Source organism: Pseudomonas sp. Je.1.5.c, from assembly GCF_051129895.1.
GTDB classification, from domain to species: Bacteria; Pseudomonadota; Gammaproteobacteria; order Pseudomonadales; family Pseudomonadaceae; genus Aquipseudomonas; species Aquipseudomonas urmiensis.
Window position 1 is genome coordinate 138,968 of the sequence record NZ_JBCPSP010000005.1, and the last position, 21,523, is coordinate 160,490.

The 21,523-nt window shown below is 62.4% G+C and carries 21 protein-coding genes; 12 read left to right on the top strand and 9 right to left on the bottom strand.

Translation table 11 applies throughout. From position 1 onward, the window contains the following. The first annotated feature begins 12 nt into the window (after nucleotides 1–12). The 6 genes from AAZU54_RS06610 to hisF all read left to right on the top strand — a co-directional run bounded on the left by AAZU54_RS06610 (nucleotide 13) and on the right by hisF (nucleotide 4,898). Nucleotides 13–1,671, top strand: a complete 1,659-nt coding sequence (locus AAZU54_RS06610; protein ID WP_186552797.1) for an OFA family MFS transporter — start codon at nucleotides 13–15, stop codon at nucleotides 1,669–1,671. Between the two features lie 188 nt (nucleotides 1,672–1,859). Further along, the gene (gene hisB / locus AAZU54_RS06615) at nucleotides 1,860–2,453 is read left to right on the top strand and encodes an imidazoleglycerol-phosphate dehydratase HisB (protein WP_186552796.1); all 594 of its coding nucleotides are present in this window, start codon (nucleotides 1,860–1,862) and stop codon (nucleotides 2,451–2,453) included. Next, nucleotides 2,454–3,092 (top strand): imidazole glycerol phosphate synthase subunit HisH, encoded by a 639-nt coding sequence (hisH, locus tag AAZU54_RS06620; RefSeq protein WP_434726881.1) that lies wholly within the window; start codon nucleotides 2,454–2,456, stop codon nucleotides 3,090–3,092. Continuing rightward, a complete protein-coding gene (locus AAZU54_RS06625) occupies nucleotides 3,093–3,353 on the top strand; it encodes a DUF2164 domain-containing protein (protein ID WP_186552794.1) in 261 nt (86 codons plus the stop codon). 27 nt (nucleotides 3,354–3,380) lie between these two features. After that, the gene (gene hisA, locus AAZU54_RS06630) at nucleotides 3,381–4,118 is read left to right on the top strand and encodes a 1-(5-phosphoribosyl)-5-[(5-phosphoribosylamino)methylideneamino]imidazole-4-carboxamide isomerase (protein ID WP_186552793.1); all 738 of its coding nucleotides are present in this window, start codon (nucleotides 3,381–3,383) and stop codon (nucleotides 4,116–4,118) included. Nucleotides 4,119–4,127: 9 nt separating this feature from the next. After that, a complete protein-coding gene (gene hisF, locus AAZU54_RS06635; protein ID WP_186552792.1) occupies nucleotides 4,128–4,898 on the top strand; it encodes an imidazole glycerol phosphate synthase subunit HisF in 771 nt (256 codons plus the stop codon). A gap of 246 nt (nucleotides 4,899–5,144) precedes the next feature. Here the strand turns inward: hisF and choV are convergent, their stop codons facing one another. From choV to AAZU54_RS06650, 3 genes are all read right to left on the bottom strand, one after another. Then, nucleotides 5,145–6,323, bottom strand: coding sequence for a choline ABC transporter ATP-binding protein (gene choV / locus AAZU54_RS06640; RefSeq protein ID WP_186552791.1), 1,179 nt, complete (start codon nucleotides 6,321–6,323; stop codon nucleotides 5,145–5,147). Continuing rightward, nucleotides 6,320–7,168 (bottom strand): choline ABC transporter permease subunit, encoded by an 849-nt coding sequence (choW, locus tag AAZU54_RS06645; protein WP_186553218.1) that lies wholly within the window; start codon nucleotides 7,166–7,168, stop codon nucleotides 6,320–6,322. Before choW ends, choV begins: the two co-directional genes overlap by 4 nt. A gap of 81 nt (nucleotides 7,169–7,249) precedes the next feature. After that, entirely contained in the window at nucleotides 7,250–8,197 is a 948-nt protein-coding gene (locus AAZU54_RS06650) for a choline ABC transporter substrate-binding protein (RefSeq protein ID WP_186552790.1), read from the bottom strand. Nucleotides 8,198–8,639: 442 nt separating this feature from the next. On the opposite strand from AAZU54_RS06650, the gene AAZU54_RS06655 reads away from it, so the two are divergent. Both AAZU54_RS06655 and AAZU54_RS06660 read left to right on the top strand, forming a co-directional pair. Continuing rightward, a complete protein-coding gene (locus tag AAZU54_RS06655) occupies nucleotides 8,640–10,016 on the top strand; it encodes an L-serine ammonia-lyase (protein WP_434726882.1) in 1,377 nt (458 codons plus the stop codon). A 470-nt stretch (nucleotides 10,017–10,486) separates the two neighbouring features. Next, nucleotides 10,487–11,593: a GlxA family transcriptional regulator gene (locus tag AAZU54_RS06660; protein ID WP_186552788.1), complete on the top strand. Its 1,107-nt coding sequence runs from the start codon at nucleotides 10,487–10,489 to the stop codon at nucleotides 11,591–11,593. A gap of 176 nt (nucleotides 11,594–11,769) precedes the next feature. On the opposite strand, the gene AAZU54_RS06665 is transcribed toward AAZU54_RS06660, so the two are convergent. The 5 genes from AAZU54_RS06665 to choX all read right to left on the bottom strand — a co-directional run bounded on the left by AAZU54_RS06665 (nucleotide 11,770) and on the right by choX (nucleotide 15,886). After that, nucleotides 11,770–12,027, bottom strand: coding sequence for a hypothetical protein (locus AAZU54_RS06665; protein ID WP_186552783.1), 258 nt, complete (start codon nucleotides 12,025–12,027; stop codon nucleotides 11,770–11,772). 278 nt (nucleotides 12,028–12,305) lie between these two features. Next, nucleotides 12,306–12,776 carry a thioesterase family protein gene (locus AAZU54_RS06670; protein WP_312153388.1) on the bottom strand — a complete coding sequence of 157 codons (471 nt, stop codon included), beginning with the start codon at nucleotides 12,774–12,776 and terminating at the stop codon, nucleotides 12,306–12,308. A 10-nt stretch (nucleotides 12,777–12,786) separates the two neighbouring features. Next, a complete protein-coding gene (locus tag AAZU54_RS06675) occupies nucleotides 12,787–13,752 on the bottom strand; it encodes an L-carnitine dehydrogenase (protein ID WP_186552781.1) in 966 nt (321 codons plus the stop codon). A gap of 134 nt (nucleotides 13,753–13,886) precedes the next feature. Beyond that, nucleotides 13,887–14,771, bottom strand: a complete 885-nt coding sequence (locus AAZU54_RS06680; RefSeq protein ID WP_434726883.1) for a 3-keto-5-aminohexanoate cleavage protein — start codon at nucleotides 14,769–14,771, stop codon at nucleotides 13,887–13,889. Between the two features lie 170 nt (nucleotides 14,772–14,941). After that, nucleotides 14,942–15,886 carry a choline ABC transporter substrate-binding protein gene (gene choX, locus AAZU54_RS06685; RefSeq protein WP_186552779.1) on the bottom strand — a complete coding sequence of 315 codons (945 nt, stop codon included), beginning with the start codon at nucleotides 15,884–15,886 and terminating at the stop codon, nucleotides 14,942–14,944. A gap of 147 nt (nucleotides 15,887–16,033) precedes the next feature. Between choX and AAZU54_RS06690 the strand changes: the two genes are divergently transcribed. After that, entirely contained in the window at nucleotides 16,034–16,981 is a 948-nt protein-coding gene (locus tag AAZU54_RS06690) for a GlxA family transcriptional regulator (protein WP_186552778.1), read from the top strand. Between the two features lie 98 nt (nucleotides 16,982–17,079). Here the strand turns inward: AAZU54_RS06690 and AAZU54_RS06695 are convergent, their stop codons facing one another. Further along, on the bottom strand, nucleotides 17,080–17,481 hold the full coding sequence (locus AAZU54_RS06695; protein WP_186552777.1) for a lysozyme inhibitor LprI family protein: 402 nt from the start codon (nucleotides 17,479–17,481) through the stop codon (nucleotides 17,080–17,082). A 284-nt stretch (nucleotides 17,482–17,765) separates the two neighbouring features. On the opposite strand from AAZU54_RS06695, the gene AAZU54_RS06700 reads away from it, so the two are divergent. The 3 genes from AAZU54_RS06700 to dgcA all read left to right on the top strand — a co-directional run bounded on the left by AAZU54_RS06700 (nucleotide 17,766) and on the right by dgcA (nucleotide 21,477). Beyond that, nucleotides 17,766–18,743: a dipeptidase gene (locus AAZU54_RS06700; RefSeq protein ID WP_186552776.1), complete on the top strand. Its 978-nt coding sequence runs from the start codon at nucleotides 17,766–17,768 to the stop codon at nucleotides 18,741–18,743. Between the two features lie 127 nt (nucleotides 18,744–18,870). Further along, nucleotides 18,871–19,401 carry a DUF5943 domain-containing protein gene (locus AAZU54_RS06705; protein ID WP_264235280.1) on the top strand — a complete coding sequence of 177 codons (531 nt, stop codon included), beginning with the start codon at nucleotides 18,871–18,873 and terminating at the stop codon, nucleotides 19,399–19,401. Nucleotides 19,402–19,416: 15 nt separating this feature from the next. Next, nucleotides 19,417–21,477, top strand: a complete 2,061-nt coding sequence (gene dgcA, locus AAZU54_RS06710; RefSeq protein WP_434726884.1) for a dimethylglycine demethylation protein DgcA — start codon at nucleotides 19,417–19,419, stop codon at nucleotides 21,475–21,477. Nucleotides 21,478–21,523 lie beyond the last annotated feature (46 nt).

Consider the following 21,523-nt stretch of genomic DNA (forward strand, 5'->3'; position numbering starts at 1 on the left):
GAGGAACAACCCATGAACAGCAGTATCACGGCAGGGGAGTTGGTGCGTGCGCCCGGCTTCCTGTCGAAGGAGCGCATCATCGCCCGCCCGGGCTTCAACCGCTGGCTGGTACCGCCGGCCGCCCTGGCGATCCACCTGTGCATCGGCATGGCCTACGGCTTCTCGGTGTTCTGGCTGCCACTGTCGCAGGCCATCGGCATCACCGCGCCAGTTGCCTGCTCGGCTGACATGGGCTTCGTCGCCCGGCTGTTCAGCGCCGAGTGCGACTGGCCGATCTCGATGCTGAGCTGGATCTACACGCTGTTCTTCGTGTTCCTCGGTTGCTCCGCCGCCGTGCTGGGCGGTTGGCTGGAACATGCCGGCCCGCGCAAGGCTGGCCTGGTGTCGGCGCTGTGCTGGTGTGGCGGCCTGCTGATTTCGGCGATCGGGGTGAAGACCCATCAGCTGTGGCTGATGTGGCTGGGTTCGGGAGTGATCGGCGGGATCGGCCTGGGCCTGGGGTACATTTCGCCAGTGTCGACGCTGATCAAGTGGTTCCCGGACAAGCGCGGCATGGCGACCGGTATGGCGATCATGGGCTTTGGCGGCGGTGCAATGGTCGGTGCTCCCCTGGCCACTGCGCTGATGGGCCATTTCGGCAGCGCGCAGGAAGTCGGCGTGTGGCAGAGCTTCGTCGCCATGGCGTTGATCTACCTGGTATTCATGACCGCTGGTGCCCTGGCCTATCGCGTGCCGCCGACCGGCTGGAAGCCTGAGGGCTGGACGCCACCTGCGAAAAAGGCCAATGCGATGGTCACTGACCGCCATGTGCATGTCAGCGTGGCCTGGAAAACGCCGCAGTTCGCCCTGGTCTGGCTGGTGCTGTGCCTGAACGTTTCGGCGGGTATCGGCATCCTCGGCATGGCCTCGCCTCTGCTGCAGGAAGTGTTCGCCGGCAAGCTGCTGGGCAACGAGCTGAGCTTCAGTGAGCTGAACGCCGCGCAACTGGCGCAGATTGCCGCGATCGCCGCAGGCTTCACCGGCCTGTTGAGCCTGTTCAACATTGGTGGGCGGTTCTTCTGGGCGTCGTTCTCCGACTACATTGGTCGCAAGAACACCTACTTCGCCTTCTTCGCCCTGGGCGTGGGCCTCTACAGCCTGGTGCCGAACATGGGCCACCTGGGCAACGTGGCGCTGTTCGTCGCTGCGTTCTGCATCATCCTGTCGATGTATGGCGGCGGCTTCGCCACGGTGCCGGCGTACTTGGCGGACCTGTTCGGTACGCAGATGGTCGGTGCGATCCATGGTCGTCTGCTGACTGCCTGGGCGGCGGCGGGCGTGCTTGGGCCGGTGCTGATCACCTATCTGCGTGAATCGCAGCTGGCGGCGGGTGTGGAGCGGGCTGCGGCCTACGACATGACCTTGTACATCCTCGCAGGCCTGCTGGTGCTGGGCTTTATCTGCAATGCGCTGGTGCGGCCGGTGGCGGACAAGTACTTCATGACTGATGCAGAACTCGCCGCTGAGCGTGCGCTGAGCCATGACAAGGGCGCCGATGGCGCGCGTTCGCTGGAATGGCATGCGGCGCCGGGCAGCCTGCCGCTGGTGCTGGTGGCGTGGGCCGTGGTGGTAATTCCGCTGGCCTGGGGCATCTGGGTGACCTTGCAGAAGACCGCTGTGCTGTTCCATTGATGTAGACAGCAGCAGCTCTATCGCGGGGCAAGCCCGCTGCCACGTTGCGCTTCAGCTCTGGAGTGACGGCGTGGCAGCGGGCTTGCCCCGCGCTGCTTTGCACAGCCATATGTCATCCGCGTTTCAAGCGGGCGCGTTCTAGGCCTATAATGGCAGCCTTTTCGCCCAATGATTTTGCGGAGCTGGTGATGGTCGAACGTAAGGCTTCCGTCGAGCGCAATACCCTGGAAACCCAGGTGAAGGCCTCGATCAACCTCGATGGCAGTGGCAAGGCCCGATTCGATATCGGTGTGCCTTTCCTTGAACACATGCTCGACCAGATCGCCCGGCATGGGCTGATCGATCTGGACATCGAGTGCAAGGGCGACCTGCACATCGATGATCACCACACTGTCGAAGACGTCGGCATCACCCTCGGCCAGGCATTCGCCCAGGCCATCGGTGACAAGAAAGGCATCTATCGCTACGGCCATGCCTACGTGCCGCTGGACGAAGCGTTGTCGCGCGTGGTCATCGACTTCTCCGGCCGCCCAGGCCTGCAGATGCATGTGCCGTACACCCGCGCCTCGGTTGGCGGTTTCGATGTCGACCTGTTCCAGGAATTCTTCCAAGGCTTCGTCAACCATGCCCTGGTGACCCTGCACATCGACAACCTGCGTGGGCACAACACCCACCACCAGATCGAGACCGTGTTCAAGGCCTTCGGCCGCGCGCTGCGCATGGCCGTGACCCAGGACGAGCGCATGGCCGGGCAGATGCCGTCGACCAAGGGATGCCTGTAAATGCAGACGGTAGCCGTAATCGACTATGGCATGGGCAACCTGCACTCGGTGGCCAAGGCGCTTGAGCACGTTGGCGCTGGCAAGGTGCTGGTCACCAGCGACGCAGCGGTGATCCGCGAGGCCGACCGGGTGGTGTTCCCAGGTGTCGGCGCGATTCGCGACTGCATGGCCGAGATCCGCCGCCTGGGCTTTGACAGCCTGGTGCGCGAAGTCAGCCAGGACCGGCCGTTCCTCGGTATCTGTGTCGGTATGCAAGCGCTACTCGAACACAGTGAAGAGAACGACGGCGTCGATTGCATCGGCCTGTTCCCTGGCCAGGTGCGCTTCTTCGGCAAAGACCTGCAAGAAGGTGGCGAGCACCTGAAGGTGCCGCACATGGGTTGGAACGAAGTCAGCCATGCGGTCGAGCATCCGCTGTGGCATGACATCCCCGATCGTGCCCGCTTCTACTTCGTCCACAGCTACTACATCCATGCAGGCAAGCCCGCCCAAGTGGTCGGTCGCGGCCACTATGGCGTCGACTTTGCCGCAGCGCTGGCCGAGGGCTCGCGATTTGCCGTGCAGTTCCATCCGGAGAAGAGCCATACCCATGGCTTGCAGCTGCTGCAGAACTTCGTCGCCTGGGATGGGCGCTGGTAAATGAGCAAGTCGCGGACCAAGGCCCCGATCATTACCCTGGCCCCCGAGCAGGAGCGCGAAGCGCTCGACACGCTCAAGCGCTTCCTGGAAGACCGCTTCGAGCTTGAGCTGGGGTCGTTCGAGGTGGCCGAGGTCCTTGACCTGTTCAGCAAGGAAATTGCACCCCACTACTACAACAGGGCGATTGCCGATGTTCAGCTGCACCTCAAGGAGCGGTTCGAGAGCATCGAAAGCGACCTGTGGGCGTTAGAGAAGCCCTGAAATCCACCGATTAGACAGGTTCCCAAGATGCTGATTATCCCCGCTATCGATCTCAAGGATGGTGCCTGCGTACGCCTGCGCCAAGGCCGCATGGAAGACTCCACGGTGTTCTCCGATGACCCGGTGAGCATGGCCGCCAAATGGGTTGAGGGTGGCTGCCGTCGCCTGCACCTGGTCGACCTCAATGGCGCCTTCGAAGGCCAGCCAGTCAATGGCGAAGTGGTGACTGCCATCGCCAAGCGCTACCCGAACCTGCCGATCCAGATCGGCGGCGGCATCCGCTCGCTGGAAACCATCGAGCACTACGTCAAGGCCGGCGTCAGCTACGTGATTATCGGCACCAAGGCGGTCAAGCAGCCTGAGTTCGTCGCCGAGGCATGCAAGGCCTTCCCGGGCAAGGTCATCGTTGGTCTGGATGCCAAAGACGGCTTCGTCGCCACCGATGGTTGGGCCGAAGTCAGCTCGGTGCAGGTCATCGACCTGGCCAAGCGTTTCGAGGCCGATGGCGTCTCGGCGATCGTCTACACCGACATCGCCAAGGACGGCATGATGCAGGGCTGCAACGTGCCTTTCACCAAGGCCCTGGCCGAAGCCACCCAGATCCCGGTGATCGCCTCCGGCGGCATCCACAACCTGGGTGACATCAAGGCCCTGCTCGACGCCAAGGCCCCTGGCATCATCGGCGCCATCACCGGCCGGGCGATCTACGAAGGTACTCTGGACGTCGCCGAGGCCCAGGCCTTCTGCGACACCTACCAAGGCTGAGGACACGACATGGCACTGGCCAAGCGCATCATCCCTTGCCTGGACGTGGACAACGGCCGGGTGGTCAAGGGCGTCAAGTTCGAGAACATCCGCGATGCCGGTGATCCGGTTGAGATCGCGCGTCGGTACGATGAACAGGGTGCCGACGAGATCACCTTCCTCGACATCACCGCCAGCGTCGATGGCCGTGACACCACCCTGCATACCGTCGAGCGCATGGCCAGCCAGGTGTTCATCCCGCTGACCGTCGGCGGTGGCGTACGTACCGTGCAAGACATCCGCAACCTGCTCAATGCCGGTGCCGACAAGGTCTCGATCAACACCGCTGCGGTGTTCAATCCGGAGTTCGTCGGCGAGGCTGCGCAGCGCTTTGGTTCGCAGTGCATTGTGGTTGCCATCGATGCCAAGAAGGTGTCCGCGCCGGGCGAAGCGCCGCGCTGGGAGATCTTCACCCATGGTGGGCGCAAGCCGACCGGATTGGACGCGGTGGAATGGGCGAAGAAGATGGAAGGCCTGGGTGCCGGTGAGATCCTGCTGACCAGCATGGATCAGGACGGCATGAAAAATGGCTTCGATCTGGGCGTGACCCGCGCCATCAGCGATGCGCTGGGGATTCCGGTGATCGCTTCGGGAGGTGTGGGTAATCTGCAGCACTTGGCTGACGGGATTCTGGAAGGGCATGCCAGCGCGGTGTTGGCGGCGAGTATCTTCCACTTCGGCGAGTACACCGTGCCTGAGGCCAAGGCCTACATGGCTGCGCGCGGGATCGTCGTTCGCTAAGACACCTGCATAGCGCTCGCAAGAGCGCTATGCAGTGCGACTGCTACGTGGGTGGGGTGCGTCGCAGCTGCTTCGTGGGAGCTACTGCGCGGGGTGGGGCGTAAGATCTACTGGGTGGGAGCGGGCTGCGTGGGAGCTGGCGCGTGGGAGCGGGCTTGCCCCGCGATTGCAGTGGAACATTCACCATCGCTATCGCGGGGCAAGCCCGCTCCCACGAAGCTCCCACGCGCCCGTTTCCCACGGGCATCAGCCGTGATTCTTGCCCAGCAGCGCGTGGTAAAGCTCGGTATCGCCCAGAATCCCGACCACCTTGTCGTTCTCCTGCAACACCAGCTTGTTCCCCGTCTGATAGCGAATCTGCAGCGCTTCGCGCATGCCGATATCCGCATGCACCAGGGTCGGTTTGCGATCCAGCCCCTCAACGGCCTGCCCCGGCGCCCAGTTCTGCATATCCAGGCCATTCTGGCCCTGGCGCGCACGCTTGAGTGAATTGCCTTCACCCAGGTCCAGCCACGAATCACCACCCGGATCCAGGCACACCGAACCATTGATCCGCTTGCACTTGTCCAGCGTGCGCATCAGGCTGCGCCCGCACAGTACGTTGAGTGGGTTGGTATGGGCGACGAAGGTGCGTACATACTCGTCGGCAGGGTTGAGCACGATCTCCTCAGGCTTGCTGTACTGGATGATCCGTCCATCTTTCATGATGGCGATGCGGCTGCCGAGCTTGAGCGCCTCGTCCAGGTCGTGGCTGACGAACACGATGGTCTTGCTCAGCTTGCGCTGCAGCTCCAGCAGTTCGTCCTGCAAACCTTGGCGGATCAGCGGGTCTAGTGCCGAGAACGGTTCGTCCATCAGCAGGATATCGGCATCCATCGCCAGTGCCCGGGCCAGGCCCACGCGTTGCTGCATGCCGCCGGACAGCTCGTCGGGCTTCTTGTTGCGCCACTGGGTCAGGCCCACCAGCTCAAGCTTTTCATCAACCAGCTTGCGCCGCTCTTTTTCCGGCCGGCCCTGCATCTCCAGGCCAAAGCTGATGTTCTCGCGCACCGTCAGCCAAGGCATCAGGGCGAACTTCTGGAACACCATGGCAATGCGCTTGGTGCGCATCATCTTCAGCTCGGCCGGGGTGCAGTGGGCGATGTCGATGTGGTTGCCTTCGTGCTCGACGAACAGCTTGCCGCGGCTGACGGTGTTGAGGCCGTTGATGCAGCGCAGCAGGCTCGATTTGCCGGAGCCAGACAAGCCCATCAGCACGCAGATCTCGCCTTTGTTGATGTCCAGGTTGGCTTTTTCCACCCCGACCACCAGGCCAGTCTGCTTGAGGATCTGCTCGCGGCTCAGGCCTTTGTCGAGCAGCGCCAGGGCCTCGCGCGGCTTGTTGGAGAAGATGACGTCGACGTCTTCGAATCGAATGATGCTCATGCCTCACCCCTTACCGTGACTTCCGGTTGCTTGCAGATACGGTCGAGCATGATCGCCAGCAGCACGATCGCCAGGCCCGCTTCGAAGCCGAGGGAGATATCGGCGGTGTTCAGTGCGTTGACTACAGGTTTGCCCAGGCCATCGGCGCCTACCAGGGCGGCGATCACCACCATCGACAGCGACAGCATGATGCATTGGGTTACGCCCGCGGCGATGCTCGGCATCGCGTGGGGTAGTTCGATGCGAGTCAGCAATTGGCGGCGCGAGCAGCCAAAGGCCTTGCCGGCATCGAGCAGCTCTTGCGGCACGTCGCAAATGCCCAGGTAGGTCAGGCGGATTGGCGCGGCAATGGCGAACACCACGGTCGAGATCAGCCCCGGCACTACCCCCAGGCCAAACAGGGTCAGGGTCGGGATCAGGTAGACGAAGGTCGGCACTGTCTGCATCAGGTCGAGCACCGGGCGCATGGCGGTGTAGAACATCGGCTTGTGCGCGGCAAGGATGCCCAGTGGCACGCCGATGGCCACGCACACCACCGTGGCGAAGGTCACTTGGGCCAGGGTCTCCATGGTTTCCTGCCAGTACCCCAGGTTGAGGATCAGCAGGAACGACAGGGCGACGAAGGCGGTGAGCGCCCATTTGCGCTGGATCAGGTGAGCCAGGGCAGCGAACAGGGCAATAAGGACGAGGGGGTTGAACCAGGTCAGGGCACTGGTGACCCCATGGATCATGAATTCCAGGCCTTGGGCGATGGCGTCAAAATACTCGGCGCCGTTCTGGGTCAGCCATTCGACGAACGACGCGATGTACTGTCCCAGGGGTATTTTCTGATCAATGAGCATGATAGCGAGCTTCCACCTGCATAGATTGGAATCAGTCCGCAGCGGCCACGGTGCCGCTGCGAGGTAGTGCCTACTGCTACTGCGTTACTGCGCAAGCTTTGCCTTGGCCGCCTCCAAGCCCGGTTTGCCGTCCACGGTCGTCACCCCGGCCAGCCAGGTGTCGAGCACTTGCGGGTTGTTTTTAAGCCACGCCTTGGCGGCCGCGTCGGGCTTTTGCTTGTCGTCCAGGACCTTGCCCATCAGCTCGCTTTCCATGTCGAGGGTAAACGACAGGTTCTTCAGCAACTGGCCAACGTTGCTGCACTCCTGTGCATAGCCCTTGCGGGTATTGGTCAGTACCGTCGCCTTGCCCAAGTCAGGGCCGAAGAACTCGTCGCCACCGGTCAGGTACTGCATCTTGAAGCGCTTGTTCATCGGGTGCGGTTCCCAACCGAGGAACACCACCGCTTCGCCGCGTTTCTGCGCGCGATCCACCTGCGAGAGCATGCCCGCCTCACTGGATTGGACGATCTTGAAACCGGCGCTTTTCAGGCCGAAGGCGTCCTTGTCGATCATGCTCTGGATGGTGCGGTTGCCGTCGTTGCCCGGCTCGATGCCGTAGATCTTGCCGTCGAGTTCTTTCTTGAACTTGGCAATGTCGGCGAAATCCTTCAGACCCTTGTCGTACAGCGCCTGCGGTACTGCCAGGGTGTACTTGGCGTTTTCCAGATTGGCCCGCACGGTCTCGACGGTGCCGGCGTCGCGGTACTGCTTGATGTCGTTCTCCATGGTTGGCATCCAGTTGCCGAGGAACACGTCCAAATCCTTGCCGGCCGCCAGCGACTTGTAGGTCACCGGTACCGAGATCATGGTGGTGTGGGTCTTGTAGCCCAGGGCTTCGAGCACGACGCTGGTCACGGCGGTGGTCACGGTGATGTCGGTCCAGCCGACATCCGAGAAACGTACCGTCTGACACTGTTCGGGTTCGGCGGCCTGAGCCAGCAACGGTGCGGCAAGCAACGCGACCAGCAACAGCGAGGGTGAACCTTTCATGGATGGACTCCTGTAGTTTTTTCTTCGGGTTCGCGAGGGTTGCCGGGCTTTCTCAGGGTCCGGTCAACCAGGCCTGCAGAGGGCAGGATGCGAGGCCGTGCAATACGAGTCGCTTTCGATAATCCTCCAGCGTTGGGCAATCGCCTACTGGTAGGGTCGTAACCAGTACAGGATGGGTCGCTTCCAGTACGGGCGATGTCGCATATGGATTTTTCCACCCCTACGGCCGCGTTTTTACGTCATCCGATCGCCCGAAAGCGGCGCAAACAGGGCCGGATCAGTGCGGCGCGGTCGGACAAAAGTACGTCGGTTGCAGACGGCGAAGGGGAAGGTAAAAGCCCGATGATGCGTGCATTAGCGGCAGCTCGCCGGTTTCAGACTAGCAGCTGCGGGGCCGCCCACATGGCGCGGCCAGACAAGCCCATCAAGAGGTGATTCGACAATGGCCATCAGCGTGTTCGACCTGTTCAAGATCGGTGTCGGGCCCTCCAGCTCCCACACCGTCGGCCCCATGCGCGCCGGCGCGCTGTTCGTCCAGGGCCTGCGTGAGCGTGGCGAGCTGGAGCAGGTGCGACGTATCGAGGTGCGCCTGTATGGCTCGTTGTCCGCCACCGGGGTCGGTCATGGCACCGATAACGCCACCATCATGGGCCTGATGGGCGAATGGCCGGACGCCATCGACCCGAGCCAGATCGTCCCGCGCATCGCCGACCTGCGCGAAACCAATATCCTCAAGCTGGATAACCGCCTGCCCATCGAGTTCATCTGGGCCCGCGACATGCAGCTACTCGAGCAGAACCTGCCGTATCACCCCAACGCCATGACCTTGATCGCCGAGGGTGAGCACGGCGAGCTGCACCAGGACACCTACTACTCGGTCGGCGGCGGCTTCGTGGTCGATGCCGCGCAAGCGGCCAGTGGCGTGCTGGATGCCGACCAGACGGTGCTGCCCTACGATTTCAACAGCGCCGCCGAGCTGCTGCGCCTGTGCAAGCAAAACGACCTCAGCGTGTCGCAATTGATGATGGCAAACGAGCGGGTCTGGCGCAGCGAAGCCGAGATCCGCGCCGGCCTGCTCACGCTCTGGGACGCCATGCAGGCGTGCGTGAGCAACGGCCTCAAGCACGAGGGCCTGCTGCCCGGCGGGCTCAATGTGCGCCGGCGTGCGGCCAAGCTGCACCGCAGCCTGCAAGAGATCGGCAAACCCAACGTGATCGGCTCGACCATGAGCGCGATGGAGTGGGTCAACCTGTTTGCCCTGGCGGTCAACGAAGAAAACGCCGCAGGCGGGCGCATGGTCACTGCGCCCACCAATGGCGCAGCGGGGATCATCCCGGCGGTGCTGCACTACTACATGCGCTTCTCCGACGTGGTCGATGACAGCAACGTGGTGGACTTCTTCCTCGGCGCCGCAGCGGTGGGCATCCTGTGCAAGAAGAACGCTTCGATTTCCGGTGCTGAAGTGGGCTGTCAGGGGGAGGTCGGTTCGGCCTGCGCCATGGCTGCCGCAGGCTTGGCCCAGGTGCTCGGCGCCACGCCGGGGCAATTGGAGAACGCCGCTGAAATTGCCTTGGAGCACAACCTGGGGCTGACCTGCGACCCGGTTGGCGGGTTGGTTCAGGTGCCGTGTATCGAGCGCAACGCGATTGCCGCAGTCAAGGCGATCAACGCCGTGCAGATGGCCCTGCGCGGAGACGGCGAGCACTTCATTTCGCTCGACCAGGTCATCCGCACCATGCGCGATACCGGCGCCGACATGCATGACAAATACAAGGAAACCTCGCGTGGCGGCCTCGCCGTCAGTGCGATCGAGTGTTGATCTGCGACCCTGTCGCGCTTGCGATTCGCGGGCAAGGCCGCTCCTGCAGGGTTCGGTGTAACCCCTGTAGGAGTGGGCTTGCCCGCGATTGGGTTACACGCTGAAATCAACCCGCCTCAATTTGGTGCGCCGGTCATCAGCATTTTCAACTTAACTGTGCAGCAGGCTGATACTGGTGCGGTGACAGGGCCACATGTCGCTCACTGATATGTACCCAGGCACTGCTACCGAAATGCTCACTGTTACGAAGGAAAAGCCCTACAACGCAAGTTTGAGCATCTTACAGCGCTGTAGGAAAACTGTGGATCCACAGGCCTAGAAGGTCGTTTTTGGATTTTGTTGGATGCGCGTTCAATTTCAGGCATGCCATTTGCGTTGGAATTGGCAAAGCCCCCGCAAACGAACTGGGGCCATTACAAGAACAGTGCCCGCCTGAGGCACACCCTGCATTTGTGTGAGGAGAAATCGCGATGACGTCGTACACCTCCGGGACCCAAACCCAGAACCGCACAGCACCCCAGTCCATCGGATTTCTCCTGCTGGACAACTTCACCCTGATTTCCCTGGCATCGGCCGTCGAGCCGCTGCGCATGGCCAACCAACTCTCCGGTCGCGAGCTGTATCGCTGGCACACCCTGACGGTCGATGGCGGCCAGGTCTGGGCCAGTGACGGTTTGCAGATCACCCCTGATGCAGCGATGCACAGCGCGCCGCCGATCGATACCGTGATCGTCTGCGGCGGAGTCGGTATCCAGCGCACCGTCACCCGCGAGCATGTCACCTGGCTGCAAGCCCAGGCCCGCCAGTCGCGCCGCCTGGGTGCGGTGTGTACCGGCAGCTGGGCGCTGGCCTGTGCTGGTCTGCTCGATGGCTTTGATTGCAGCGTGCACTGGGAATGCCTGGCATCGATGCAGGAAGCCTTCCCGCGGGTCAACATGAGCACCCGCCTGTTCACCCTCGACCGCAACCGCTTCACCAGCTCTGGCGGCACTGCGCCGCTGGACATGATGCTGCACCTGATCAGCCGCGATCATGGTCGCGAACTGTCGGCAGCCATCTCCGAGATGTTCGTCTACGAGCGCATCCGCAATGAGCAAGATCACCAGCGCGTACCGCTCAAGCACATGCTCGGCACCAATCAGCCGAAGTTGCAGGAGATCGTGGCGCTGATGGAGGCTAACCTTGAGGAGCCGATCGATCTCGACGAGCTCGCGGTGTATGTGGCGGTATCGCGCCGGCAGCTCGAGCGGTTGTTCCAGAAATATCTGCACTGCTCGCCATCGCGCTACTACCTCAAGCTGCGACTGATCCGCGCCCGTCAGCTGCTCAAGCAGACGCCGATGTCGATCATCGAAGTGGCCTCGGTGTGTGGCTTCGTCTCCACGCCGCACTTCTCCAAGTGCTACCGCGAGTACTTCGGCATTCCGCCGCGCGATGAGCGCGTTGGCTCCAACACCGCCCAGCAGGTGGCGATGATGCCGATCCCGCAGGCCATGGCGCTGTCACCGCACAGCGGGCCGTTGGCCGCACTCAGCCAGGCGCGCAACGAGTCGACGTTTGCCAGTGTGAGGCTCTGACTGCGCGTCGTGCCTTTCGCGGGCACGCCCGCTTCCACAGGAGCCGGAGGCGGTTTCAGGGTTTGTAGTCAATAACACCAACCGCCGCTCCTACAGAAATTGCGCAGGCTTCAGATCTGCGCGCACCCTGTGGGAGCGGGCTTGCCCGCGAACGAGGGCGCAGCCCTCGCAAATCCTCAAGCGCGCTTGCTGTACTGCGCCAATGCTGGCAGCAGCTGCTGCTCGATTGCTTGGCGTACCGCCGGCAGAATCGTCGCGCTACCGGTATACATCTGCTCGACCATGCCCTTGAGCGCTCGCGCATTAGGCTCGGTCAGCCCGCGCACCACCGCTTCGCAGGCCTGTTCGGCACTGGCCCCGGCCGGAATGTCGAAGCCCCGCGCGCGCAGGTGGCCCAACAGGTCGTCCTGATCAATCAAATCCGCATGCATCATGGCTGTTGTCCCTTTTATCGCTAAGAGAGTGCTGCTGTGATTGTCAGTCGATTCTGTGACCAACCCCGCGTACCGGCAAGGACAGAATGTCGCAATGACTGCTTTGGCTAAGAACAGGTCGTTCCCGGCTAAATCAATTGCCTGGGAAGTCAGCACACTGGGGTCATTCACGGCAACGCAGGGTTTGGTCACCCTCGCACGTCACGGTGGATGTTGCTCGCTCTTGGCCCCGCTAGCTCACGGCTTTGCGGGGTTATTTTTTGGGGCAGGTGAATGTTTTAGCTTGGGAGTTTTATCACCCGGCCGGCGAATTGTGCAGCGGGCAGGTCCTGCTGTTCGTCTACTAGCGCTTGCAACCGTGCCAGGCTGAGCTCAGCGAACGGCGCCGACTTCGGCCCTGCCAGGTCCACATGCAGCAGCATCTGCTCGCTGGCCGCCAGGGCCTCGTCGAAGCCGGCCCGGTGCAGGCTGTGATACAGGTGCAGGCGCTTGCGATCGAACCCGATAATCTGCGTCTGCACCCACACCTCGCTGGCGAGCTTCACCTCATGCAGGTAGTTGATATGCGCCTCCAGGGTGAACAGCGAGTGCCCGCTCTGACCACGGCTGTCGGCGTCCAGGCCGATACGCTCCATCAGCGCATCGGTGGCGTAGCTGAAGATCAGCAGGTAATAGGCATCGCGCAGGTGGCCGTTGTAGTCGACCCAGTCCTGCAACACTGGGGTGCGATAGGTGATCAGTGCCGGCATGGTTGTCTCCTCACTCGCCGAAAGCCATGCCGTGCTTGGCCTTGGTGGTCTTGACCGCATCGAGCACCGCCAGCAGGCAGTCATCACGATAGCGCTCAAGTGCAGCGATGCTGCGTTCGCCTTGTTGCTCGGCGGTGCCATCGACCACATCGTCGATCAGTTGGTCGGTCAGCTGTGGCGCTGGGAGGTAGGTCCAAGGCAGCTGCAGGGCAGGGCCGAACTGGGCCATGAAATGACGCATCCCGGCGTCGCCGCCTGCCAGGGTGTAGGTCAGGAAGGTGCCCATGAACGACCAGCGCAGGCCCGCGCCGAAGCGGATCGCGTCGTCGATTTCACCGGTGGTCGCCACACCATCGTTAACCAGGTGCAAGGCCTCGCGCCAGAGTGCTTCGAGCAGGCGGTCGGCGATAAAACCTGGGACTTCCTTGCGCACATGCAGCGGGCGCATGCCAAGGGCGGTGTAGATGGTTTTCGCCGCCTCGATGGCTTGGGGTGCGGTGTTGCGGCCGCCAACGATTTCGACCAGCGGCAACAGGTATACCGGGTTGAACGGATGGCCAACCACGCAGCGCTCGGGGTGAGTCGCGGACTCGTAGAACTCGCTCGGCAGCAGTCCCGAAGTGCTCGAAGCAATGATCGCATTGGGCTTGGCCGCAGCGCTGATCTTGGCATGCAGTTCCAGTTTCAGCTCCAGCCGCTCTGGGGCGCTTTCCTGGATGAAATCGGCATCGCGCACGCATTCCTCGATGGTGGGCACAAAGCGTAGGCGCTGCTGCGCCGCGCCGGGGGCCAGGCCTTGTTTCTCCAGTGCCGGCCAAGCATTGGCGATGCGCTGGCGCAGGGCCGCTTCGGCGCCGGGCGCCGGGTCCCAGGCGATCACGTCCAGGCCGTGGGCAAGCGCCCGGGCAACCCAGCCACTGCCGATGACGCCACTGCCCAGCGCAGCGAAGGTTTTGATCTCGGTGATGAAAGGCATGTCGAGTCCTCAGGGTAAACAGAGAAATTTGGCTTGACGCTAATCCTGTGGGAGCGGGCTTGCCCGCGAACACCGGCGCAGCCGGTGCCATCTGCGCGCTGTCTGTTTCAAGGGCAGGCCTGCTGCCAATGGCATCAACGGCGCTTGAGATTCATTTTTTCCCGACCTTCTGCCGGGGTCAGGGCGCGGGCACCGAGTCGGCTGACGATCTCCACCGCGCGCTCGACCAGCTGGCCGTTGCTGGCCAGTACGCCCTTGTCCAAGTACAGGTTGTCTTCCAGCCCGACCCGCACGTTACCGCCGAGCAGCACCGCCTGGGCGGCCATCGGCATCTGCATGCGACCGATGCCGAAACCGGCCCAGGTCGCGCCTTGTGGCAAGTTGTCGACCATGGCTTTCATGGTGGTGGTATCGGCCGGCGCGCCCCAGGGGATGCCCAGGCACAGCTGGAACAGCGGATCGTCGAGCAGGCCTTCCTTGATCATCTGTTTGGCGAACCACAGGTGGCCGGTGTCGAAGATTTCCAGCTCGGCCTTGACCCCCAGTTCTGTGATGCGCTTGGCTCCGGCGCGCAGCTGCGCGGGGGTGGAGACGTAGATGGCGTTGCCATCGCCGAAGTTGAGCGTGCCGCAGTCGAGGGTGCAGATTTCCGGCAGCAGCGCTTCGACGTGGGCCAGGCGCTCCAGTGGGCCGATCAGGTCGGTGCCTGGGCCGAATTCCATGGGGCGTTCGCCGGGGCCGATTTCCAGGTCGCCGCCCATGCCGGCGGTGAGGTTGACGATGATGTCGATGTCGGCTTCGCGGATGCGCTCCATGACTTCGCGGTACAAGTTGACGTCACGGCTGAAGCGGCCGGTTTGCGGGTCGCGGACGTGGCAGTGGACCACAGTGGCGCCAGCCTTGGCGGCTTCGACGGCAGCTTCGGCGATCTGTTTGGGCGTGACGGGGACCAGGTGGCTTTTGGCTACGGTGTCGCCGGCGCCGGTGAGGGCACAGGTGATGATGATGTCGTGGTTCATGTTGGTTTCCTTCAGGCGTGTCGAGGCATTTCGTGGCTGCAGGGCGACGATGAAATGGGGGTGTCAGTAGTGGCCTCATCGCGGGGCAAGCCCGCTCCCACGCGGTCGCTGTGTGAGCGTCACCCTGGGGTTCGCTCGTGGGAGCGGGCTTGACCCGCGATGGCGAACGGTCAGTTGGCAGTGAGCTTGAGGTTGTCCGCCGCAGGCTTGCCGTCGAAGGTGGTCACGCCTTCGAGCCAGCGCGCCTTGTCTTCGGGGTGGTCTTTGAGCCACTGGCGGGCCGACTCCAGGGCGTCCTTGTGGTCGAGCAGCGGCTGCATCATGCGGCTCTCGTCCTCGGCGCTGAAGGTCAGGTTGGCCAGCAGCCGGCTGGCGTTCGGGCAGCGTTCGGCGTAGTCCGGCGCAGTGACCGTCCACACCGTGGCGCGGCCTTCGTCCGGGCCCAGGGCATCCTGGCTGTCACCCAGGTAGACCAGGTCGATGTTGACGTTCATCGGGTGCGGCGCCCAACCGAAGAACACCACCGCTTCCTTGCGCCGCACAGCGCGGTCGACGGCAGCGAGCATGCCGGCTTCGCTGGACTCGACCAGCTGGAACTTGCCGAGATTGAACTGGTTCTTGGCGATCATCGCCTTGATCTGGGTATTGGCCCCCGAGCCTGGCTCGATGCCGTAGATCTTGCCGCCCAGCTCTTTGTCGAACTTGTGAATGTCGGCAAAGCGCTTCAGGCCTTTGTCAGCCAGGTACTTGGGCACCGCGAGGGTCGCCCGCGCATCGCTCAGGCTCGGCTCCGCCAGCACCTTGACCTGCTTGGCCTCGACGAATGGGGTGATGGTCTGGTTCATGATCGGGTTCCAGTAGCCGAGGAACATGTCCAGGCGCTTGTCGCGGATACCGGCAAAGATGATCTGCTGCGAGGCGCTGGTCTGCTTGGTCTGGTAACCCAGGCCATCGAGCAGCACCTGGGCCATGGCGCTGGTGGCGATGACGTCGGTCCAGTTGACCACGCCCAGGCGCACCTTCTGACAGACCGCAGGTTCCGCGGCGAATACTGGGCTTGCCAAGGTGCTGGTGAGGGCGAGGGATAACAGGCTGCGGCGGATCAAGCTGTGCATGGTGGCTCTCCATCGGCAGTGCATATTGTTATGGTGGGCGGCCTCTGCGGGCCGTGTGAATAAGCTACGCGGCGTACGGGGTGGAAATTCGCACCCTGGCGACCAACACTTGCACCCAAGCGACCACCTTTTGTCGTGGAGCATTCGATGCCGGACACCATCCACTTTTTGTTGCTGCCGGGCTTTTCGGCGATGGGCTTTATCAGCGCCGTGGAACCGCTGCGCGTGGCCAATCGCTTTCGTGGGCCGCTGTACCACTGGCGCGTGCTCAGCTTAGACGGCGGAGCTGTGCAGGCCAGCAATGGCATGTCGGTGAATGCCGATGCGGCGCTGGCGCAAGAGGCGCCGGGGAGGATGCTGCTGGTGGTGGCGGGCTTCGACCCTTTGGCGCATTTTGGGCCTGGGCTGCAACAAGGCTTGCGCCGCTTCGATCATGACGGGGTGATTCTGGGCGGGATCGATACCGGGGCCATGCTGCTGGCGGAGGCGGGCTTGCTCGATGGCCACCGAGCCACCTTGCATTGGGAGGCGTTGGAGGCGTTCAAGGAACGCTATCCGCGTTTGCAGGCGACGCAGGAGCTGTTCGAAATAGATAGGCGGCGGATTACCTGTGCCGGCGGCACCGCCTCGATTGACCTGATGCTCGACCTGATCGCCCAGGCCCATGGCAGTGAATTGGCGGTGCAGGTGTCCGAGCAGTTCGTGCTTGGGCGGATTCGCCCGCGCCAGGATCACCAGCGCATGCAGATCGCCTCACGCTATGGGATCAGCAACAAGAAGCTGGTCAAGGTGATTGGCGAGATGGAGCGCAATACCGAGCAGCCGCTCAATACCCAGGTGCTGGCCGAAGCGGTGCAGATTACCCGGCGCCAGTTGGAGCGGCTGTTCAAGCTGCACCTGGAAGATACCCCAAGCGGGTTTTACTTGCGCCTGCGCTTGGACAAGGCCAGGCAGTTGTTACGCCAGACCGACATGAGCGTGCTGGAGGTGAGCATTGCCTGTGGGTTTGAATCGGCGTCGTATTTCACCCGCTGTTATCGGGCCAGGTTTGCCTGCTGTCCGCGCGAGGATCGGCAGGTCAGTGCGGTGTCATGAGATACCCGTGGTCTGCACTGACGCTATCGCGGGGCAAGCCCGCTCCCACGCAGGGTCGGTAGTACGTGGGGCTTGCCCCGCGATAGCGTCAGCGCAGCCTACTGCTGACCAATAGACTGCAGATACTCCGAGCGATCATCGCTACGCTGCGCCACACAGGTATCCCAAGCCGCCTGGAACGCCTTGGTGCCCTGTTTCTCGGCATAGGTCTCGACCTTGCAGTCGGCATCACGCACTTGCGTCCACAGGGTCTCGGCAGCCTGGAAACGGGCCGTCAACGCCTCGACCTTCTCGCCTTCATCTGGATACTGGTCGCGAATGCGCTGAATCAAATCGTCGAACGCCGCTTTCAGTTCACGCTCGGCGGTCTGCTTGTTATAGGCCGCACACGCATAACCTTGCTGGTCGCTGTCGACATTATCGCAAGGTGTGCTTTCTTCCTCGCCGGCGTGGGCGCCTAGCGCAACGGCCGTCAGAACCAGCCATGCCATTGATTTCATCGGTTTTCTCCTCACCCGGCTGAGCAATCGGGGCTGATTCTCGCTCAGCCCGGCTGCGGACGATAGCTCTCTGACGAAATGTTCATCAAGTTCAGAAAATGCCCTTATCGAGAGTCGCTCTCAACACCGCAGGGTGCGGCGCAGGGCACTTGTCGCGGATTGACGCTTTCGGCAAACCCCCTGTCGTTTTTGCATCCGGCTCCCCGGTCGCGCAGGCATATGCTGGCCCCAAAGCGCCGACACAACGTTCGGCGCAGACCAAGTCAATAAAAGGGGACAGCCTGATGAGCCCAGCCGAATTACACGCCGACAGCATCGTCATCGATGGCCTGATCATCGCCAAGTGGAACCGCGAGCTGTTCGAAGACATGCGCAAAGGCGGCCTGACGGCCGCCAACTGCACGGTGTCGGTTTGGGAGGGGTTCAAGGCCACCGTCGACAACATCGCCTCCAGCCAGAAGCTGATTCGTGACAACAGCGACCTGGTGATGCCGGTGCGCACCACCGCCGACATCCGCAAGGCCAAGGAGCTGGGCAAGACCGGCATCCTCTTCGGCTTCCAGAACGCTCACGCCTTCGAAGACCAGATCGCCTACGTCGACGTGTTCAAGCAGCTGGGCGTGGGCATCGTGCAGATGTGCTACAACACCCAGAACCTGGTCGGCACCGGTTGCTACGAGCGCGATGGCGGCCTGTCGGGCTTTGGCCGCGAGATCGTCGCTGAGATGAACCGTGTCGGCATCATGTGCGACCTGTCCCACGTCGGTTCCAAGACCTCTGAAGAGGTCATCCTCGAATCGAAAAAGCCCGTCTGCTACTCGCACTGCCTGCCTTCGGGCCTCAAAGAACACCCGCGCAACAAGTCTGATGAAGAACTGAAGTTCATCGCCGACCACGGCGGCTTCGTTGGCGTGACCATGTTTGCGCCGTTCCTGGCCAAGGGCATCGATTCGACCATCGACGACTACGCCGAAGCCATCGAGTACACCATGAACATCGTCGGTGAAGACGCCATCGGCATTGGCACCGACTTCACCCAGGGTCACGGCCAGGACTTCTTCGAGTACCTGACCCACGACAAGGGCTACGCCCGTCGCCTGACCAACTTCGGCAAGATCATCAACCCGCTGGGCATTCGCACTGTGGGCGAGTTCCCCAACCTCACCGAGACCTTGCTCAAGCGCGGCCACCCCGAGCGCGTGGTGCGCAAGATCATGGGCGAGAACTGGGTCAGTGTCCTCAAGGACGTCTGGGGCGAGTGAGCACTGCTGGGGCCTACTGCGCGCGCCGATCGCTGCGACCCAACAGCACTCACAGCGGCTGTTTATAAAAGCATGAGCCAACGCGGCTTTTGATCGAATCGAACATTTTTTATGGAGTTAAGTTTCCATGGCTAAGATCGCCCCGCAATTGCCTATCGAAGTCGACAGCGAGACCGGTGTCTGGACCAGCGACGCCCTGCCGATGCTGTACGTGCCACGGCATTTCTTCGTCAACAACCATATGGGCATCGAGGAAGTGCTGGGCGCCGACGCCTACGCCGAGATCCTCTACAAGGCGGGCTACAAGTCGGCCTGGCACTGGTGTGAAAAGGAAGCCGAATGCCATGGCCTGGAAGGTGTGGCGGTGTTCGAGCACTACATGAAGCGTCTGTCGCAACGCGGCTGGGGCCTGTTCGAGATCCAGGACATCGACCTGGACAAGGGCACCTGCAGCGTCAAGCTCAAGCACTCGGCGTTCGTCTACGTGTACGGCAAGGTCGGGCGCAAGGTCGACTACATGTTCACTGGCTGGTTTGCCGGCGCCATGGACCAGATTCTCGCTGCCCGCGGCAGCTCGATCCGCACTGTGGCCGAGCAGGTCTATGGCGGTTCGGAAGAGGGCCACGAAGATGGCCTGTTCGTTACAAGACCGTTGTAAGCCGGAGAGAGCGTCATGGCCTTCGAAGCAATGTTCCAGCCGATCCAGATCGGCAAACTGACCATCCGCAACCGTGTGCTGAGCACCGCGCACGCCGAGGTGTATGCCACTGATGGCGGCATGACCACCGACCGCTACGTCAAATACTACGAAGAGAAGGCCAAGGGCGGCATCGGCCTGGCCATCTGCGGCGGCTCGTCGGTGGTGGCCATCGACAGCCCGCAAGAATGGTGGTCATCGGTCAACCTGTCGACCGACCGCATTATTCCGCACTTCCAGAACCTGGCCGACGCCATGCACAAGCATGGCGCCAAGATCATGATCCAGATTACCCACATGGGCCGCCGCTCGCGCTGGGATGGCTTCAACTGGCCGACCCTGATGTCGCCGTCGGGCATCCGTGAACCGGTGCACCGCGCCACCTGCAAGACCATCGAACCGGAAGAGATCTGGCGGGTGATCGGCAACTACGCGCAAGCTGCGCGTCGTGCCAAAGAAGGCGGCCTGGATGGCGTTGAGCTGTCGGCCGTGCACCAGCACATGATCGACCAGTTCTGGAGCCCACGGGTCAACAAGCGTACCGACGAATGGGGCGGCAGCTTCGAAGGCCGGATGAAATTTGGCCTGGAAGTGCTCAAGGCGGTGCGCGCCGAGGTTGGTGACGACTTCTGCGTGGGGATGCGTATCTGCGGTGACGAGTTCCACCCCGATGGCCTCAGCCACGAGGACATGAAGCAGATCGCCGCGTATTACGACGCCACCGGCATGCTCGACTTCTTCGGCGTGATCGGTTCGGGCTGCGACACCCACAACACCCTGGCCAACGTCATCCCCAACATGAGCTATCCGCCGGAGCCGTTCCTGCACCTGGCGGCTGGCATCAAAGAGGTGGTCAAGGTCCCGGTACTGCACGCGCAGAACATCAAGGATCCGAACCAAGCCACGCGCATCCTCGAAGGCGGCTATGTCGACATGGTCGGCATGACCCGTGCGCACATCGCCGACCCGCACCTGATCGCCAAGATCAAGATGGGTCAGGTCGACCAGATCAAGCAGTGCGTCGGTGCCAACTACTGCATCGACCGTCAGTACCAAGGCCTGGATGTGCTGTGCATCCAGAACGCCGCGACCTCCCGTGAATACATGGGCGTGCCGCACATTATCGAAAAATCCACCGGACCTAAACGCAAGGTGGTGGTGGTTGGCGCCGGTCCTGCGGGTATGGAGGCCGCCCGGGTGGCCGCCGAGCGTGGACATGACGTCACCGTGTTCGAGAAGAAAGAACAGATCGGCGGGCAGATCACCATTGCCGCCAAGGCTCCGCAGCGCGATCAGATTGCCGGTATCACCCGCTGGTATCAGCTGGAGTTCGCCCGCTTGAAGATCGACCTGCGCTTGAGCACGGCAGCAGACGTGGCGGCTATCCAGGACCTGCGTCCGGATGTGATCGTGCTGGCGGTGGGCGGTCATCCGTTCGTCGAGCAGAACGAGCACTGGGGCGCTGCCGAAGGGCTGGTGGTGAGCAGTTGGGACGTGCTCGACGGCAAGGTTGCGCCGGGCAAGAACGTGCTGGTGTACGACACCATCTGCGAATTCACCGGTATGTCGACAGCGGACTTCCTGGCAGACAAAGGTTCTCAGGTCGAGATCGTCACCGACGACATCAAGCCGGGCGTGGCCATTGGCGGCACCAGCTTCCCGACCTACTACCGCAGCATGTACCCCAAGGAAGTGATCATGACCGGCGACCTGATGCTGGACAAGGTCTACCGCGAGGGCGACAAGCTGGTGGCAGTGCTGGAGAACGAGTACACCGGCGCCAAAGAGGAGCGGGTGGTCGACCAGGTGGTGATCGAAAACGGCGTGCGGCCTGACGAGGCGCTGTACTACGCGCTCAAGGAAGACTCGCGCAACAAGGGCCAGATCGACGTGGAGGCGCTGTTTGCCATCAAGCCGCAGCCGATCCTCAGCCAGCCGGGCGAAGGCTACTTGCTGTACCGCATCGGCGACTGCGTGGCCCAACGCAACGTGCATGCGGCGATCTACGACGCCTTGCGCCTGTGCAAGGACTTTTGATCGTCCGGTGATGCGCCTCGCCTCTGGGGCGACGGCGTGGGAGCCT

Coding starts and splice junctions, on each gene's coding strand:
- hisB (WP_186552796.1), top strand. CDS start 1,860: ATGGTCGAACGTAAGGCTTCCGTCGAGCGCAATACCCTGGAAACCCAG.
- AAZU54_RS06610 (WP_186552797.1), top strand. CDS start 13: ATGAACAGCAGTATCACGGCAGGGGAGTTGGTGCGTGCGCCCGGCTTC.
- AAZU54_RS06670 (WP_312153388.1), bottom strand. CDS start 12,776: ATGCCGGCACTGATCACCTATCGCACCCCAGTGTTGCAGGACTGGGTC.
- AAZU54_RS06690 (WP_186552778.1), top strand. CDS start 16,034: ATGCCGGACACCATCCACTTTTTGTTGCTGCCGGGCTTTTCGGCGATG.
- AAZU54_RS06675 (WP_186552781.1), bottom strand. CDS start 13,752: ATGCCTTTCATCACCGAGATCAAAACCTTCGCTGCGCTGGGCAGTGGC.
- AAZU54_RS06680 (WP_434726883.1), bottom strand. CDS start 14,771: ATGAACCACGACATCATCATCACCTGTGCCCTCACCGGCGCCGGCGAC.
- AAZU54_RS06655 (WP_434726882.1), top strand. CDS start 8,640: ATGGCCATCAGCGTGTTCGACCTGTTCAAGATCGGTGTCGGGCCCTCC.
- AAZU54_RS06695 (WP_186552777.1), bottom strand. CDS start 17,481: ATGAAATCAATGGCATGGCTGGTTCTGACGGCCGTTGCGCTAGGCGCC.
- AAZU54_RS06700 (WP_186552776.1), top strand. CDS start 17,766: ATGAGCCCAGCCGAATTACACGCCGACAGCATCGTCATCGATGGCCTG.
- AAZU54_RS06665 (WP_186552783.1), bottom strand. CDS start 12,027: ATGATGCATGCGGATTTGATTGATCAGGACGACCTGTTGGGCCACCTG.
- AAZU54_RS06705 (WP_264235280.1), top strand. CDS start 18,871: ATGGCTAAGATCGCCCCGCAATTGCCTATCGAAGTCGACAGCGAGACC.
- hisA (WP_186552793.1), top strand. CDS start 3,381: ATGCTGATTATCCCCGCTATCGATCTCAAGGATGGTGCCTGCGTACGC.
- choX (WP_186552779.1), bottom strand. CDS start 15,886: ATGCACAGCTTGATCCGCCGCAGCCTGTTATCCCTCGCCCTCACCAGC.
- hisF (WP_186552792.1), top strand. CDS start 4,128: ATGGCACTGGCCAAGCGCATCATCCCTTGCCTGGACGTGGACAACGGC.
- AAZU54_RS06650 (WP_186552790.1), bottom strand. CDS start 8,197: ATGAAAGGTTCACCCTCGCTGTTGCTGGTCGCGTTGCTTGCCGCACCG.
- AAZU54_RS06660 (WP_186552788.1), top strand. CDS start 10,487: ATGACGTCGTACACCTCCGGGACCCAAACCCAGAACCGCACAGCACCC.
- dgcA (WP_434726884.1), top strand. CDS start 19,417: ATGGCCTTCGAAGCAATGTTCCAGCCGATCCAGATCGGCAAACTGACC.
- choV (WP_186552791.1), bottom strand. CDS start 6,323: ATGAGCATCATTCGATTCGAAGACGTCGACGTCATCTTCTCCAACAAG.
- AAZU54_RS06625 (WP_186552794.1), top strand. CDS start 3,093: ATGAGCAAGTCGCGGACCAAGGCCCCGATCATTACCCTGGCCCCCGAG.
- hisH (WP_434726881.1), top strand. CDS start 2,454: ATGCAGACGGTAGCCGTAATCGACTATGGCATGGGCAACCTGCACTCG.